Source organism: Streptomyces roseolilacinus (assembly GCF_014649335.1).
In the GTDB taxonomy this organism is placed as follows: domain Bacteria; phylum Actinomycetota; class Actinomycetes; order Streptomycetales; family Streptomycetaceae; genus Streptomyces; species Streptomyces roseolilacinus.
Genome location: NZ_BMSV01000004.1, coordinates 370,248 through 385,099 on the forward strand (window position 1 = coordinate 370,248; position 14,852 = coordinate 385,099).

Annotated in this window: 14 protein-coding genes; 9 read left to right on the plus strand and 5 right to left on the minus strand. The window is 75.6% G+C overall.

Going from position 1 to position 14,852, the window contains the following annotated elements; translation table 11 throughout:
- Positions 1 to 69: 69 nt before the first annotated feature.
- The gene (locus IE106_RS11845; protein WP_189533211.1) at positions 70 to 825 is read left to right on the plus strand and encodes an SIS domain-containing protein; all 756 of its coding nucleotides are present in this window, start codon (positions 70 to 72) and stop codon (positions 823 to 825) included.
- Between the two features lies 1 nt (position 826).
- Here the strand turns inward: IE106_RS11845 and IE106_RS11850 are convergent, their stop codons facing one another.
- From IE106_RS11850 to pdxH, 4 genes are all read right to left on the minus strand, one after another.
- Positions 827 to 1,120, minus strand: coding sequence for a DUF397 domain-containing protein (locus tag IE106_RS11850; RefSeq protein ID WP_189532764.1), 294 nt, complete (start codon positions 1,118 to 1,120; stop codon positions 827 to 829).
- Positions 1,110 to 1,958 carry a helix-turn-helix domain-containing protein gene (locus IE106_RS11855; RefSeq protein WP_189532767.1) on the minus strand — a complete coding sequence of 283 codons (849 nt, stop codon included), beginning with the start codon at positions 1,956 to 1,958 and terminating at the stop codon, positions 1,110 to 1,112. Before IE106_RS11855 ends, IE106_RS11850 begins: the two co-directional genes overlap by 11 nt.
- Before the next feature lie 115 nt (positions 1,959 to 2,073).
- A complete protein-coding gene (locus tag IE106_RS11860) occupies positions 2,074 to 3,393 on the minus strand; it encodes a PAS domain-containing protein (protein WP_189532769.1) in 1,320 nt (439 codons plus the stop codon).
- Between the two features lie 425 nt (positions 3,394 to 3,818).
- Positions 3,819 to 4,463, minus strand: coding sequence for a pyridoxamine 5'-phosphate oxidase (pdxH, locus tag IE106_RS11865; protein WP_229840337.1), 645 nt, complete (start codon positions 4,461 to 4,463; stop codon positions 3,819 to 3,821).
- 242 nt (positions 4,464 to 4,705) lie between these two features.
- Between pdxH and IE106_RS11870 the strand changes: the two genes are divergently transcribed.
- The 8 genes from IE106_RS11870 to IE106_RS11905 all read left to right on the plus strand — a co-directional run bounded on the left by IE106_RS11870 (position 4,706) and on the right by IE106_RS11905 (position 14,482).
- A complete protein-coding gene (locus IE106_RS11870) occupies positions 4,706 to 5,806 on the plus strand; it encodes a citrate synthase 2 (RefSeq protein ID WP_189532774.1) in 1,101 nt (366 codons plus the stop codon).
- 181 nt (positions 5,807 to 5,987) lie between these two features.
- On the plus strand, positions 5,988 to 6,776 hold the full coding sequence (locus tag IE106_RS11875; RefSeq protein ID WP_189532776.1) for a TIGR03084 family metal-binding protein: 789 nt from the start codon (positions 5,988 to 5,990) through the stop codon (positions 6,774 to 6,776).
- Positions 6,773 to 8,473, plus strand: coding sequence for an acyclic terpene utilization AtuA family protein (locus IE106_RS11880; protein WP_189532778.1), 1,701 nt, complete (start codon positions 6,773 to 6,775; stop codon positions 8,471 to 8,473). Before IE106_RS11875 ends, IE106_RS11880 begins: the two co-directional genes overlap by 4 nt.
- Entirely contained in the window at positions 8,470 to 10,068 is a 1,599-nt protein-coding gene (locus IE106_RS11885) for an acyl-CoA carboxylase subunit beta (protein WP_189532780.1), read from the plus strand. The genes IE106_RS11880 and IE106_RS11885 overlap by 4 nt, the downstream gene beginning before the upstream one ends.
- Before the next feature lie 6 nt (positions 10,069 to 10,074).
- A complete protein-coding gene (locus IE106_RS11890; RefSeq protein ID WP_189532782.1) occupies positions 10,075 to 12,012 on the plus strand; it encodes an ATP-binding protein in 1,938 nt (645 codons plus the stop codon).
- A complete protein-coding gene (locus IE106_RS11895) occupies positions 12,009 to 13,160 on the plus strand; it encodes an acyl-CoA dehydrogenase family protein (RefSeq protein ID WP_189532784.1) in 1,152 nt (383 codons plus the stop codon). The genes IE106_RS11890 and IE106_RS11895 overlap by 4 nt, the downstream gene beginning before the upstream one ends.
- 24 nt (positions 13,161 to 13,184) lie before the next feature.
- Positions 13,185 to 13,919, plus strand: a complete 735-nt coding sequence (locus IE106_RS11900) for an enoyl-CoA hydratase family protein (RefSeq protein WP_189532786.1) — start codon at positions 13,185 to 13,187, stop codon at positions 13,917 to 13,919.
- Positions 13,907 to 14,482: a TetR/AcrR family transcriptional regulator gene (locus IE106_RS11905; RefSeq protein WP_189532788.1), complete on the plus strand. Its 576-nt coding sequence runs from the start codon at positions 13,907 to 13,909 to the stop codon at positions 14,480 to 14,482. The genes IE106_RS11900 and IE106_RS11905 overlap by 13 nt, the downstream gene beginning before the upstream one ends.
- 32 nt (positions 14,483 to 14,514) lie before the next feature.
- Here IE106_RS11905 and IE106_RS11910 read toward each other — a convergent pair whose 3' ends face one another.
- On the minus strand, positions 14,515 to 14,775 hold the full coding sequence (locus IE106_RS11910) for a hypothetical protein (RefSeq protein WP_189532790.1): 261 nt from the start codon (positions 14,773 to 14,775) through the stop codon (positions 14,515 to 14,517).
- Positions 14,776 to 14,852: the final 77 nt, after the last annotated feature.

Sequence of the window (14,852 nt, forward strand, 5' to 3'; positions counted from 1 at the left end):
CCGTATTGACAGGCGAAAGGTCCAGACCGCACGGTGATCCGCGACACAGACGAGAGGAAGGCCGTGCCGATGGGCGACAGCACGCTGGCCGATCAGTTCTTCGACGCCGCGATCGGCCTGCTCCGGCGGGTCCGGGACGAGGAGGCCGAGCACGTCGCCGCCGCGGGCGCCGCCGTCGCCGACACCGTCGCCGCGGGCGGCCGCCTCTTCGCGTTCGGCGCCGGCCACTCTTCGCTGCCCGCGCAGGACGTCGTCTACCGCGCCGGCGGGCTCGCGCTGATGAACCTGCTCGCCGTACCGGGCGTGGTCGGCGTGGACGTGATGCCCGCGCCCCTCGGCTCGGCCCTGGAGTGCGTGGAGGGCCTCGCCACCGCGGTCCTCGACGCGTCGCCCGCCCGCGCGGGCGACGTGCTGGTCGTCATCTCGCTGTCCGGCCGGAACCCCCTGCCCGTCGAGATGGCCGTCCACGCCCGCGCCCTGGGCATGAAGGTCATCGGTGTCACCTCCGTGGCCTACGCGAAGGAGACCCGCCCCCGCAACGCCTCGGGCACCTTCCTGAAGGACCACTGCGACATCGTCCTCGACTCCAAGATCGCCGTCGGGGACGCGGAGCTGACGCACGAGGGCGTCGAGGCGCCCTTCGCGCCCGCCTCCACCGTGGTCACCAGCGCCCTCATGCAGGCCGTCATGGCCGCGGCGGCCGAGGAGCTGGTCCGCCGCGGCGTCGAGCCCCCGCTGCTGCGCTCCGGCAACGTCGACGGGGGCCACGAGTGGAACCTCCGCGTGATGGAGGAGTACGCGGACCGGATCTTCTACCGCCGGTAGCTCACGCCCCGAGGCGGCCCGCCTTGAGCGCCGTGACGAACGGCGCCCAGGCGCGGGCCGCGAGGACGAGGGCGGGGCCGCCCGGGACCTTGGAGTCCCGCACGGGGACGACGCCGGGCAGGCCGTCGGCGACCTCGACGCACTCACCGCCGGTGCCGTTGCTGTGGCTGGACTTGCGCCACCGAGCGGCACCGGGGAAGCCTTCCGCGACCTCGACGCAGTCACCGCCGTCCCCGTTGCTGTAGCTGGACTTGCGCCACACGGCAGTGCGCAGATCAATGCGGTTACTTGCCATTTCGGTAGTCCTCAGCCGCTTGTTCGATCCTGACTAGGGACGCCCCTGGCGGCAGCGCAGCGGCCCTGAGCCGATCGTATGCCTTGCGGTAAAGCTTCACGAGACCCGGCTCGTCCACGGTCTGACCGTGATAAGGACCTTCCGTGTAGGCGATGGGCGGCTCGTCCTCGAACTCCATGAACTTGAGCGCCATCGTCATGAAGGGCTGCGTCTCCGAGTTCCACGGCAGGATCTGCGGCACGATCCTGCGGCGCCTCACCAAACCCGCGATGTGCTCAAGCTGTTCGGCCATCTCTGCGCCGGACAACACTGTGGGCCGCAGCAGCGACTCGTGCAGGATCACCCAGTATTCCGGCTTCTTCGGCGTCTCGAAGAGGCTTGCCCGCTTCATACGGGCCCGGACCTTCGCCTCGACCTCGTCGGGTAGATCCAGCCCGTGCGTGCAGTTGATGACCGCACGTGCGTACTCCGGTGTCTGGAGGAGTCCCGGAATCAGCGCGTTCCCCCACTCTTCGATCGCCCGCGCCCGGACTTCCGACTCCGCGATCGGCGCGAAGTAGGCTGCGTGGGCACCCTGCTTGGCCTTCCGTACGTCATGGCACCGTCGCTCGAAGAACCCGTCCGTGCCCAGCACCCGGTCCACGTGCCGGGCCAGATCGAGCGGCATGCGGCGCTGGCCCCGTTCGATCTCGCTCAGGTAGGTGGCCCCGTAGAAGCTCCCCTCCACCAGCTTCTCCAGTGTCAGTCCGGCCGCCTCCCGCTGGAACCTGAGTTCCGTGCCGTAGAAGCTGGGAACGTTCTCCGACCCGTCGATGTCCTTACGCTGCCCTCGCGCCACCGTCGACCGCCCTTCGCCGCGCCCACCTCGTTGTCAGCCCCCGGCCACGCTAGCCACGGCCATTCACCTCATGTGACGGGCTCATCACCATTCGCACGCACGGGTGGTGGGCCTCTCACGTCACGGGCCCCGCCAGGTCCAGGGACGCCGCGACCCGTACGGCGACGCTCTCCGCGTACGAGACGTCCGGGCGCTCGAAGGGCGGGCGGCTGGACGAGCGGAGGAACGTCACCACGCCCAGCGTCCGCCCCCGGCTGCGCAGGACCGCGCACAGGGCGTGCGCCGTGCCGTCCGGCCACTGCCGCTCCGCCGCCCACGCGTGCCCGGCCCCCGCCGACCAGGTGCTGGCCCGCACCGCGCCCGCCCGCTCCAGCGCGCGCAGCGCCGGGTGGCCCGGCCCGTAGGGCACCGGCAGCCCCGCGCCCGCGACGAGCGCCACCGGACCGGGCGCCCGGGCGGGCGTGGCGGCGATCCGCACCAGCCGCGTGCCGTCGTCGCGGGCCAGGTCCAGCAGCGCGTCGTCCGCGAACCCGGCGAGCGCGAAGTCCAGGTACGCGGTGGCCGCCTCCATCGGGTCCTCGCACTCCGCCGCGGCGGTGCCCGCCCGGTGCAGCTGGCTGGCCCGGAACCGCAGCCGGTCCGCGTCCTGCTCGGCGAGCCGCGCCTCCGTGACGTCCTCGAACAGCCACGCCACGCCCAGGGGCGCGGGCTCCCGCGACAGCGGTGACGCGAGCCGCAGGAAGCCGCCGCGCCAGCAGCGCCGCCGCTCCCCGTCCGGGGTGCGGACCGTCGCCCACAGCTCGGCCGGCGAGCGGGGGCCGCCCTCCGCCAGCACGTGCTCCAGGGCCGCCTCCAGCCGGTCGGCGCCCTGGGTCAGGAAGTCGCCGAGGGGCCGGCCGAGCAGGGCCGTGCGGGGGGCGCCGAACGCCCGGGCGGCCCGCGCGTTCACCACGGCGGGGCGCAGGTCGGCGTCCACCACGAGGAGGCCGTGCGGCGCCTCCCCGAACAGGGCCTCGCTGAGCGCGACCGAGCGCTCGAAGTCGAGCTGCGCGTGGACCTCGCCGAAGGCGCAGTACACCCCGGCCGGGCGCCCGTCCGCGCCCCGCACGCCGGACGCCTGGACGCGGACGAGGACGCGGCCGCCGTCCTTGCGCAGCAGCGCGCACTCGTGGAGGACGCGGCCGGGGCCGTCCAGGGCGGCCATCAGCCGGGCCTCGGTCGCGGCGGCGTCCGCGGGCCGGGCGGCCCAGCCGGCGAGGCCGCGGCGGCCGACGGCCTCGTCGGCGGGCCAGCCGAGGATCCGCTCGGCCTCGCGGTTCCAGTGGGTGACCGCGCCGTCCGCGTCGAACGCGCACAGCGCGGCGTCCATCCCGTCCAGCAGCGCGCTGAGCAGGTCCCCGTCCGCCCGCGCCGTTCCGCTCCTGGACGCACTCATCCCGGCACCCCCCACAGGACGTGTAGGCGCGCGCACCCGCAACGCTCCCGGCGCCATTCAACTGGAACGTGACCCAGGACACACGCGGTTCCGTAAATTCGGTTGAGCGGCGCGGGACGGGTTCCTAGGGTGGGGAGCACACGAGAGAGGAGGTGATCCGGAAGTGGTTTCTTTTCGGATGCGTGAGGTGACTGCGGGCTGAGGCCTGTCGTCACATGACGGCAGGCCTCCTGCCGTACACCAAGCAGTCACCGGCCCGCGGGCTCGTCGGCACATCCGGCCGACCTCTCCTTGCTAGCAGGAGAGAGCAGAGCCCGCGGGCTTCTGCGTGCCCGGCGCCCCACGGGGCGGGCGGGCCCGCGGAGCGGGTCGCGCCACCGGTGGACCGGCCCGCGGCGCGGGCCGGCCCGGCGAGGCGGGCCGCGCTACGGGGCGAGCCGCTCCACCCGCCAGTCCTCGCCGCCGCCCTCCCCGTGCGCCCGCCGCACGTACCGGAGCCGGTCGTGGAGCCGGTTCTCGTGCCCCTGCCAGAACTCGACCGTGTCGGGCACCACCAGGAACCCGCCCCAGTGCGGCGGTACGGGCACCTGCTCGCCCTCCGGGTGGCGGGCGGCCAGCTCCTCGTACCGGGCGAGCAGCTCGGCGCGGGAGCCGATGACGGACGACTGCGCGCTGGCCCAGGCGCCGAGCTGGGAGCCGTGCGGGCGGGTGCGGAAGTACGCGGCCGTCTCGTCGCGGCCGACGCGGGCGACCCGGCCGGTGACGATGACCTGGCGGGCGATCGGGTGCCAGGGGAAGAGGAGCGAGGCGTGCGGGTTGGCGGCCAGTTCGCCGCCCTTGCGGGAGTCGTAGTTGGTGAAGAAGACGAAGCCGCGCGCGTCGTAGTGCTTCAGCAGCACCGTCCGGGCCGAGGGGCGGCCGTCGGGGGTGGCCGTCGCGACGACCATGGCGTTCGGCTCGTGGACGTCGCCGCGGCGCGCCGCGTCCTCGAACCAGCGCGCGAACTGCTCCATGGGGTGCGCGGCCAGGTCGCGCTCGGTGAGCTCGGAGGTGTGGTACTGCTCGCGCATGGGGGCCGGGTCGAGGGCGGGGTCCAGGGCTGGATCGAGGGCGTCGGTCACGGCGTCCATCCTGCCTCAGGGCGGGGCGGCCGCTTCAGTCTGCCCGGCACGTCCCGGCCTTAACCCCACCTGCCCGGAACGGCGGAGTGTGCCTGATGTCACGCTTCCCCGCATCGGGGGAACCCGACAGACTCGACCGCTGGGTCCCTGTTCGTTCCCTCCACACACACGTCACCACGAGGAGCCGCCAGATGTCCGACTTCGTACCCGGGCTCGAGGGAGTCGTCGCGTTCGAGACGGAGATCGCCGAACCGGACAAGGAGGGCGGCGCCCTCCGGTACCGGGGCGTCGACATCGAGGACCTGGTGGGGCACGTGTCCTTCGGGAACGTGTGGGGCCTGCTCGTCGACGGCGCGTTCAACCCCGGCCTGCCCCCGGCCGAGCCCTTCCCCATCCCGGTCCACTCCGGTGACATCCGCGTGGACGTGCAGTCCGCGCTGGCGATGCTCGCGCCCGTCTGGGGGCTGCGGCCGCTCCTCGACATCGACGAGGAGCAGGCCCGCGACGACCTGGCGCGGGCGGCGGTCATGGCGCTGTCGTACGTGGCGCAGAGCGCGCGGGGGCAGGGGCTGCCGATGGTGCCGCAGAGCGAGATCGACAAGGCGCAGTCGGTGGTCGAGCGGTTCATGATCCGCTGGCGCGGCGAGCCGGACCCCAAGCACGTGAAGGCCGTCGACGCGTACTGGACGTCGGCCGCCGAGCACGGCATGAACGCCTCGACGTTCACCGCGCGCGTCATCGCGTCGACCGGCGCGGACGTGGCGGCGGCGCTGTCCGGCGCGGTCGGCGCCATGTCCGGCCCGCTGCACGGCGGCGCGCCCTCCCGCGTCCTCGGCATGATCGAGGAGATCGAGCGGACCGGCGACGCCGTCGCGTACGTGAAGCGCGCCCTGGACAAGGGCGAGCGGCTCATGGGCTTCGGCCACCGCGTGTACCGCGCCGAGGACCCGCGCGCCCGGGTGCTGCGCCGCACCGCCCGCGAGCTGGCCGCGCCGCGCTTCGAGGTGGCCGAGGCCCTGGAGAAGGCCGCCCTGGAGGAGCTGCACAACCGCCGCCCGGACCGCGTCCTGGCGACGAACGTGGAGTTCTGGGCGGCGATCGTCCTGGACTTCGCGGAGGTCCCGGCGCACATGTTCACGTCCATGTTCACCTGCGCGCGCACCGCCGGCTGGTCGGCCCACATCCTGGAGCAGAAGCGCACGGGCCGCCTGGTCCGCCCGTCGGCCCGCTACGTCGGCCCGGGCTCCCGCGACCCCCGCGAGATCGCCGGCTACGAGGACATCGCCTCCTGACGGCGGGCCGGCTCCCGCAGCCGCCCCGCCCCGCCCCGCCGCGCCCCGCGCACGGCGGGGCCTTCGTCTTCCCGGGGCCGGATTCCCCACCACTGAAAAAGCAAGCACGCTTGCTTGTTTTCGGGGGCGCTGGCATGCTCGCCGGGCACACCGCCTGTGGCCCGAGCCGAGGGAGCGCGTCGTGTACCACCCCGTACTGGACGACCTGCGGGACGAGGGCGAGGAGTTGGACCGGCTCGTGGCCGGGCTCGGCTCCGCCGGGTGGGCGCGCGCCACCCCGGCCGCCGGGTGGAGCGTCGCCCACCAGATCGCCCATCTCGCCTGGACCGACGAGGTGGCGCTGACGGCCGCCACCGCGCCGGACGACTTCGCCGCGCACGTGGCCGAGGCCGCCGCCGGGGGTCACGGCTTCGTGGACCGGGCCGCCGAGGAGGGGGCGCGGACGGGGCCGTCCGCCCTGCTGGAGCGGTGGTGCACGGGCCGCGCGCGGCTGCGGGAGGCGCTGCGGAGCCTGCCCGACGGCGCCCGCGTGCCCTGGTACGGGCCGCCCATGAGCGGGCCGTCCCTCGCGACCGCGCGGCTCATGGAGACCTGGGCGCACGGGCGGGACGTGGCCGACGCGCTGGGGGCGGCGCGGGAGCCCACCGCGCGGCTGCGGCACGTCGCGCGCATCGGCTGGCGGGCGAGGGACCACGCGTACGCCGTGCGGGGGCTCACCCCGCCGGACGGGGAGTTCCGCGTCCTCCTCGACGCCCCGGACGGCACCGTCTGGACGTACGGGCCCGAGGACGCCGCCCAGTGCGTCACCGGGCCCGCGCTCGACTTCTGCCTCCTCGTCACCCGGCGCGCCCACCGCGCCGACCTGGCCCTGCGCGCCCACGGGCCCGACGCCGACCGCTGGCTCGACATCGCCCAGGCGTTCGCCGGGCCGCCGGGGGCCGGGCGGCCCCCGAAGGGGGCGGGGTCGTGAGCGGCGGGGCCGCGAACGGCGGCGTCCTGCGCGTCGGGAACTGCTCCGGCTTCTACGGCGACCGCTTCTCCGCCGTCCGCGAGATGCTCACCGGCGGGCCGCTCGACGTCCTCACCGGCGACTACCTCGCCGAGCTGACCATGCTCGTCCTCGGCCGGGACCGCCTCAAGGACCCCTCCCTCGGGTACGCCAAGACCTTCCTGCGGCAGATGGAGGACACCCTCGGGCTCGCCCACGCGCGCGGCGTCCGGGTGGTCGCCAACGCCGGGGGCCTCGACCCCGCCGGGCTCGCCGGCGCCCTGCGGGACCTCGCCGGCCGGCTCGGCGTCCCCGTGCGCGTCGCCCACGTCGAGGGCGACCGGCTGCCGCTGCCGGCGGGGGCGCTCACCGCCAACGCGTACCTGGGCGGCGCCGGGATCGCCGCCTGCCTCGACGCGGGCGCCGACGTCGTCGTCACCGGGCGGGTCACCGACGCCGCCCTCGTCACCGGGCCGGCCGCCGCCCGCTTCGGCTGGGCGCCCGGTGACCACGACCCGCTCGCCGGGGCCGTCGTCGCCGGGCACGTCCTGGAGTGCGGCACCCAGGCGACCGGGGGCAACCACCCCTTCTTCCGCCGCTACGACGTGCGGCGCCCCGGCTTCCCGGTCGCCGAACTCCACCCCGACGGGTCCGCCGTCATCACCAAGCACCCCGGCACCGGCGGAGCCGTCGACGTCGCGACCGTCACCGCCCAGCTGCTGTACGAGACGTCCGGCGCCCGCTACGCCGGCCCCGACGTGACCGCCCGCCTCGACACCGTACGGCTCACCCAGGAGGGCCCCGACCGGGTGCGGATCGACGGCGTGCGCGGCGAGGCCCCGCCGCCCGCGCTCAAGGCCGGGATCACCCGCCTCGGCGGCTGGCGCAACGAGGTGGTGTTCGTCCTCACCGGCCTCGACGTCGACGCCAAGGCGCGGCTGGTGGAGGAGCAGGTCGAGGACGGGTTCGCGCGCGCCGGGACCCGCCCCGCGGACGTGCGGTGGGAGCTGGCCCGCACCGACCGGGCCGACGCCGCCACGGAGGAGACCGCCAGCGCCCTGCTGCGGCTCGTCGTGCGCGACCCCGACCCGGAGGCGGTGGGCCGCGCCGTGACGGGCGCCGCCGTCGAGCTGGCCCTCGGCAGCTACCCCGGCTTCCACGTCACCGCGCCGCCCGGCAGGGGCGCCCCGTACGGCGTGTTCGAGGCCGTGTACGTCGAGCCGGGCACCGTCACGCACACGGCGGTGCTGCCCGACGGGCGGCGCGTCCCCGTCCCGCACCCCGCCGCCACCCGCCCCCTCGCCCCCGTGCCCGAGCCGCCGCTCCCGCCGCCCCTGCCGCCCGGGCCCACCCGGCGGGCGCCGCTCGGGCTGGTCGCCGGGGCCCGCAGCGGCGACAAGGGCGGCGACGCCAACGTGGGCGTGTGGGCGGAGACGGACGAGGCGTGGCGGTGGCTCGCCCACACCCTGACCGCCGACCGCCTGCGCGACCTGCTGCCGGAGACCCGCCCCCTGCCCGTCGCCCGCCACGTCCTGCCCCGCCTGCGCGCCCTGAACTTCACCGTCGCCGGCCTCCTCGGCGAGGGCGCCGCCGCGCGGGCCCGGTTCGACCCGCAGGCCAAGGCGCTCGGCGAATGGCTGCGCGCCCGCCACCTCGACATCCCGGAGGTCCTGCTGTGACCGTCCTCGCCTCCGCCCTCGACCCGGCGTCCCCCGCGTACGGGGCCCACCGCCGCGCCATGCTCGCCAGACTGGCCGAGCTGGACGAGGAGCACGCCAAGGTCCTCGCGGGCGGCGGCGCCCGGTACGTCGCCCGGCACCGCGCGCGCGGCAAGCTCCTCGCCCGGGAGCGCGTCGAGCTGCTCCTCGACGAGGACACCCCCTTCCTGGAGCTGTCGCCGCTCGCCGCCTGGGGCTCCGACCACCCGGTCGGCGCGTCCCTGGTGACCGGCATCGGCACCGTCGAGGGCGTCGAGTGCCTGATCACCGCCAACGACCCGACCGTGCGCGGCGGCGCCTCCAACCCCTGGACGCTGAGGAAGGCGCTGCGCGCCAACGAGATCGCGTTCGCCAACCGGCTCCCCGTGATCTCCCTCGTCGAGTCGGGCGGCGCCGACCTGGCCTCCCAGAAGGAGGTCTTCGTCCCCGGCGGCGCCCTCTTCCGGGACCTCACCCGGCTCTCCGCCGCCGGCGTCCCCACGATCGCCGTCGTGTTCGGCAACTCCACCGCCGGGGGCGCCTACGTCCCCGGGATGTCCGACCACACCGTGATGATCAAGGAGCGGTCGAAGGTGTTCCTCGGCGGTCCGCCGCTGGTGAGGGTGGCCACCGGCGAGGAGAGCGACGACGAGTCGCTGGGCGGCGCCGAGATGCACGCCCGCACCTCCGGCCTCGCCGACCACTACGCCCTCGACGAGCCCGACGCGATCCGCCAGGCCCGCCGCGTCGTCGCCCGGCTCCACCACCGCAAGGCGCACCCCGACCCCGGCCCGGCCGAACCGCCGCGGTACGACCCGGAGGAGCTGCTGGGCATCGTCCCCGGCGACCTGCGCACGCCCTTCGACCCGCGCGAGGTGATCGCCCGCGTCGTCGACGGCTCCGACTTCGACGAGTTCAAGCCGCTGTACGGGACGAGCCTGGTCACCGGCTGGGCGCGGCTGCACGGCTACCCGCTCGGCGTCCTCGCCAACGCGCGGGGCGTGCTGTTCAGCGCCGAGTCGCAGAAGGCCGCCCAGTTCGTCCAGCTCGCCAACCAGCGCGACGTCCCCCTGCTGTTCCTCCACAACACCACCGGCTACATGGTCGGCAGCCGGTACGAGCAGGGCGGCATCATCAAGCACGGCGCCATGATGATCAACGCGGTGTCGAACAGCCGCGTCCCGCACCTGTCGGTCCTCCTGGGCGCCTCGTACGGCGCCGGGCACTACGGCATGTGCGGCCGGGCGTACGACCCGCGCTTCCTCTTCGCCTGGCCCGGCGCCAAGTCCGCCGTGATGGGCCCGCAGCAGCTCGCCGGCGTCCTGTCGATCGTCGCCCGCGCCGCCGCGCGGGTCGAGGGCCGGCCGTACGACGAGGACGGCGACGCCGCGCTGCGCGCCGCGGTGGAGCAGCAGATCGAAGCCGAGTCCCTGCCGATGTTCCTGTCCGGGCGGCTGTACGACGACGGGGTCATCGACCCGCGCGACACCCGTACCGTCCTCGGGCTGTGCCTGTCGGCGATCCACACCGCACCGGTCGAGGGCGCGCGCGGCGGCTTCGGCGTCTTCAGGATGTGAGGCCCCGTGATCGAGACCCTGCTCGTCGCCAACCGCGGCGAGATCGCCTGCCGCGTCCTCCGCACCTGCCGCGACCTGGGCGTCGCCACCGTCGCCGTCCACTCCGACCCGGACGCGCACGCCCTGCACGTGCGCCGGGCCGACGCGGCGGTGCGGCTGCCGGGCGCGGCGCCCGCCGACACGTACCTGCGCGGCGACCTGGTCGTGGCGGCGGCCCTCGCGGCGGGCGCGGACGCCGTGCACCCCGGCTACGGCTTCCTGTCCGAGAACGCCGGCTTCGCGCGCCGCGTCGAGGAGGCGGGGCTGACCTGGGTGGGGCCGCCGCCGGAGGCCATCGAGGCGATGGCCTCCAAGACGCGCGCGAAGCGGCTGATGGGCGCCGAACCGCTCGACCCGGACGCGCTCACCGCCGCCGACCTGCCCGTCCTGATCAAGGCGGCGGCGGGCGGCGGCGGGCGGGGCATGCGCGTCGTGCGGGACCTGGGGGCGCTGAGGGGGGAGCTGGCCGCCGCCCGCGCCGAGGCGCTGTCGGCGTTCGGGGACGGCGAGGTGTTCGCCGAGCCGTACCTGGCGCGCGGGCGCCACGTCGAGGTGCAGGTCCTCGCCGACGCCCACGGCACGGTGTGGCCGCTGGGCACCCGCGACTGCTCCCTCCAGCGCCGCCACCAGAAGGTCGTCGAGGAGGCCCCCGCGCCGGGCCTGCCGCCCGCGCTCGTCGACGAGCTGTACGGCACGGCCGTGCGCGCCGCCCGCGCGATCGGCTACCGGGGCGCGGGCACCGTCGAGTTCCTCGTCGCCGAGGACGGCACCGCGCACTTCCTGGAGATGAACACCCGCCTCCAGGTCGAGCACCCCGTCACCGAGGCCGTGTACGGCGTCGACCTGGTCGCCCTCCAGCTGCGCGTCGCGGAGGGCGCCGCCCTGCCGCCCGAACCGCCCGCCCCGCGCGGCCACGCCGTGGAGGCCCGCCTGTACGCGGAGGACCCGGCGCGCGGCTTCGCCCCGCAGACCGGCACGCTCCACGCCCTGGAGGTGCCGGGGGTGCGCCTGGACACCGGGTACGCCGCCGGGGACGGGATCGGCGTCCACTACGACGCCCTGCTCGCCAAGGCCGTCGCCCACGCCCCCACCCGCGCCGAGGCCGTGCGCCTCCTCGCCCGCGCCCTGGAACGGGCCCGCGTCCACGGCCCGGTCACCAACCGCGACCTCCTCGTCCGCTCCCTGCGCCACCCGGAGTTCACCGAGCCGGGCCGCGCCGACACCGGGTTCTACGAGCGGCACCTGGCCGCGCTGACCGCCCCGCCGCCCGGCGGCCGGCACGCGGCGATCGCCGCCGCCCTGGCCGAGGCGGCCGCCCGCCCGGGGCCCGGCGCGTGGCGCAACCTCCCCTCGCAGCCCCGGAGCAGGACCTACGGCGAGGAGCACGGCGGGACCCCGGTCGACCACGAGGTGCGCTACGTCCGCACCCGCGACGGCCACCTCCTGCCGGACGACCCGGACGTGCGGGTCGTGTCGGCCGGCGCGCGGGAGGTGCGCCTCGACGTGGCCGGCGTCGTCCGCCCGTACCGCGTCACCGCCCACCCCGGCACGGACACCGTCCACGTCGACACCCCGGCGGGCGCGTACCGGCTCACGCGCCGCCCCCGCTTCACCGACCCGGTCGAGCGCACCGCGCCCGGCTCGCTCCTCGCGCCCATGCCGGGCACCGTCGTCCGGCTCGCGGAGGGGCTGGCGGTGGGCGCCCGCGTCGAGGCGGGGGACACGCTGCTGTGGCTGGAGGCCATGAAGATGGAGCACCACGTCACCGCGCCCGCCTCCGGCGTCCTCACCGCGCTCCACGCCGAGCCGGGCCGCCAGGTCCCGGTCGGCGCGCTCCTCGCCGTCGTCGCACCGGAGTCCCCCGAGGGACCGCCCGTCCAGTCCGCACAGGAGGAACAGGCATGACCGCAGCCACCGGCACCCCCTTCGAGACCGACGAGCAGCGGGCCCTGCGCACCGCCGTCGCCGCCCTCGGCCGGCGCCACGCCGACACCCACGAGGACGACCCCGACGTGCTGTGGCGGGAGGCGGGGAAGCTCGGCTACCTCGGCGTGAGCCTGCCCGAGGAGTACGGCGGCGGGGGCGGCGGCATCGTCGAACTCGCCACCGTCCTGGAGGAGCTGGGCGCCGCGGGCTGCCCGCTGCTGCTGATGATCGTCTCCCCGGCGATCTGCGGCACGGTCATCGCCCGCTTCGGCACCGAGGAGCAGCGGCGGCGCTGGCTGCCGGGGCTCGCCGACGGCAGCCGCGTCATGGCGTTCGGGATCACGGAGCCGGACGCGGGCTCCAACACGCACCGCATCACCACCACCGCCCGCCGCACCCCGGACGGCTGGGTGCTGTCGGGCCGCAAGGTGTTCGTGTCCGGCGTCGACACGGCCGGGGACACGATGATCGTGGGACGTACCGAGGACGCCCGCACGGGCGCGCTGAAGCCGTGCCTGTTCGTCGTCCCGCGGGACGCGCCCGGCTTCCACCGCACCGCCATCGACATGGAACTGCGCGCCCGCGAGAAGCAGTTCGAGCTGGTGCTGGACGAGGTGCGGCTGCCCGCCGACGCGCTGGTCGGCGACGAGGACGCGGGGCTGCTCCAGCTGTTCGCGGGGCTGAACCCGGAGCGGGTGATGACGGCGGCGTTCGCGCTGGGCATGGGCCGGTACGCGGTCGCGAAGGCGGTGGCGTACGCCAAGGAGCGCCGGGTGTGGGAGGCCCCGATCGGCGCCCACCAGGCCGTCGCGCACCCGCTCGCGCAGGCCCACATCGAGCTGGAACTGGCCGGGTTGATGACCCGGAAGGCGGCCTTCCTGTGCGACGCGGGCGACGGGCCGGAGGCCGGGGAGGCCGCCAACATGGCGAAGTACGCGGCGGCCGAGGCGTGCGTGCGCGCCGTCGACCAGGCCGTGCACACCCTCGGCGGGAACGGCCTCACCCGCGCGTACGGGCTCGGCCGGCTCGTCACCGCGTCGCGGGTGGCCCGCATAGCGCCGGTGAGCCGGGAAATGATCCTCAACTACGTCTCGCACCAGTCCCTGGGACTTCCCAAGTCGTACTGACCCACTCCATCGGAGGCGAGAGCCATGCCCCTGGTCACCACCGCCCACGACCGCGCCGTCACCACGCTCACCCTGGACGCGCCGGACACCCGCAACGCCCTCTCCGCCCGGCTGGTCGCGGAGCTGGCGGACGCGTTGGAGGACTGCGCCAAGGACCCGGCGGTACGGGCGGTGGTGCTCACCCACGCCGGCCCCACGTTCAGCGCGGGCGCCGACCTGAAGGCCCCGCCGAGCCCGTACGCGTTCGTGGCGCTGCTGCGGCGGATCGTGGAGCTGCCCAAGCCGGTCGTGGCGCGGGTCGCGGGGCGGGTGCGGGCGGGCGGTGTGGGGCTGGTGTCGGCCTGCGACCTGGTGGTGGCGTCTGAGGGGTCGGACTTCGCGCTGACGGAGGTGCGGATCGGGGTGGCGCCCGCGCTGGTCTCGCTGACGCTGCTGCCCCGCCTCGACCAGCGGGCGGCGACCCGCTACTACCTGACCGGCGAGTGCTTCGACGCGGCGGAGGCGGCGCGGATCGGCCTGGTGACGGTCGCCGCGCCGGAGGCGGACGAGGCGCTCGTCCCCCTGCTCGACGCCTTGCGGAAGGGTTCGCCGCAGGGGCTGGCCGCGTCGAAGCGGCTGGTGACGGCTAGGGTGCTGGAGACCTTCGAGCGGGACGCGGAGGACCTCGTCCAGAGCTCGGCGTCGCTCTTCGCCTCGGCGGAGGCGCGCGAGGGAATGACGGCCTTCCTGGAACGACGGGACCCCGCATGGGCGATGTGACCCCCAAGCAGGACCGCAGCCGCGTCACCCGGCGGCGGCTGCTCGAAGCCGCCGTGGCGTGCCTGGCGGAACGCGGCTGGGCGGGCTCCACGGTGTCCGTCGTCGCCGAGCGGGCGGGCGTCTCGCGCGGGGCGGCGCAGCACCACTTCCCGACGCGGGAGGACCTGTTCCTGGCGGCGGTCGAGTACGTCGCCGAGGAGCGGTCGCAGGCGCTGCGGGCGCTGGACGGCAGGAGCCGCGCGGAGGTCGTCGAGGCGCTGGTCGCCCTGTACACCGGGCCGCTGTTCCGGGCGGCCCTGCACCTGTGGGTGGCCGCGTCCGACGAGGAGCAGCTGCGCCCGCGGGTCACGGAGCTGGAGGCCCGCGTCGGCCGGGAGGCGCACCGGATGGCGGTGGGGCTGCTGGGCGCGGACGAGTCGGTGCCGGGGGTGCGGGAGACGGTCCAGGGGCTGCTGGACATGGCGCGGGGGCTGGGGCTGGCGACGCTCCTGACCGACGACCGGGCCCGCCGGGACCGGGTGGTGGCGCAGTGGTCCCGCCTGCTGGACGGGGCCCTGGGCTGACGCCCCCCGCCCCCGCGGGCGGGTCAATACGCCTAGCCGCCGAAGGTGGCCACGATGAAGACCGGGTAGGCCAGGGCCAGACCGCCGGTGACCAGGCCGACGGCGCACTGGACGCGGTTGAGGCGCTTGGCCAGGCCGAGGGCCCCGAAGGTGACGGCGAGGGCGCCGCACAGCGCCGGCAGGGCGATCCCGACGTACCCGACGAAGACGGCGCCGGCCAGCCCGAAGAGGCCGAGGACGAGGGAGGCGACGCCGTAGAGGGAAGCGGGGCTGTCCGTGGTGCGGGTGGTCATGGCGGTCCCTAGCGGTTGGACGTCGGCGTCGTCGGGCGCGCGAAAAGCACCCCCGGTGCGGGAGTGCTCCTCCGCAT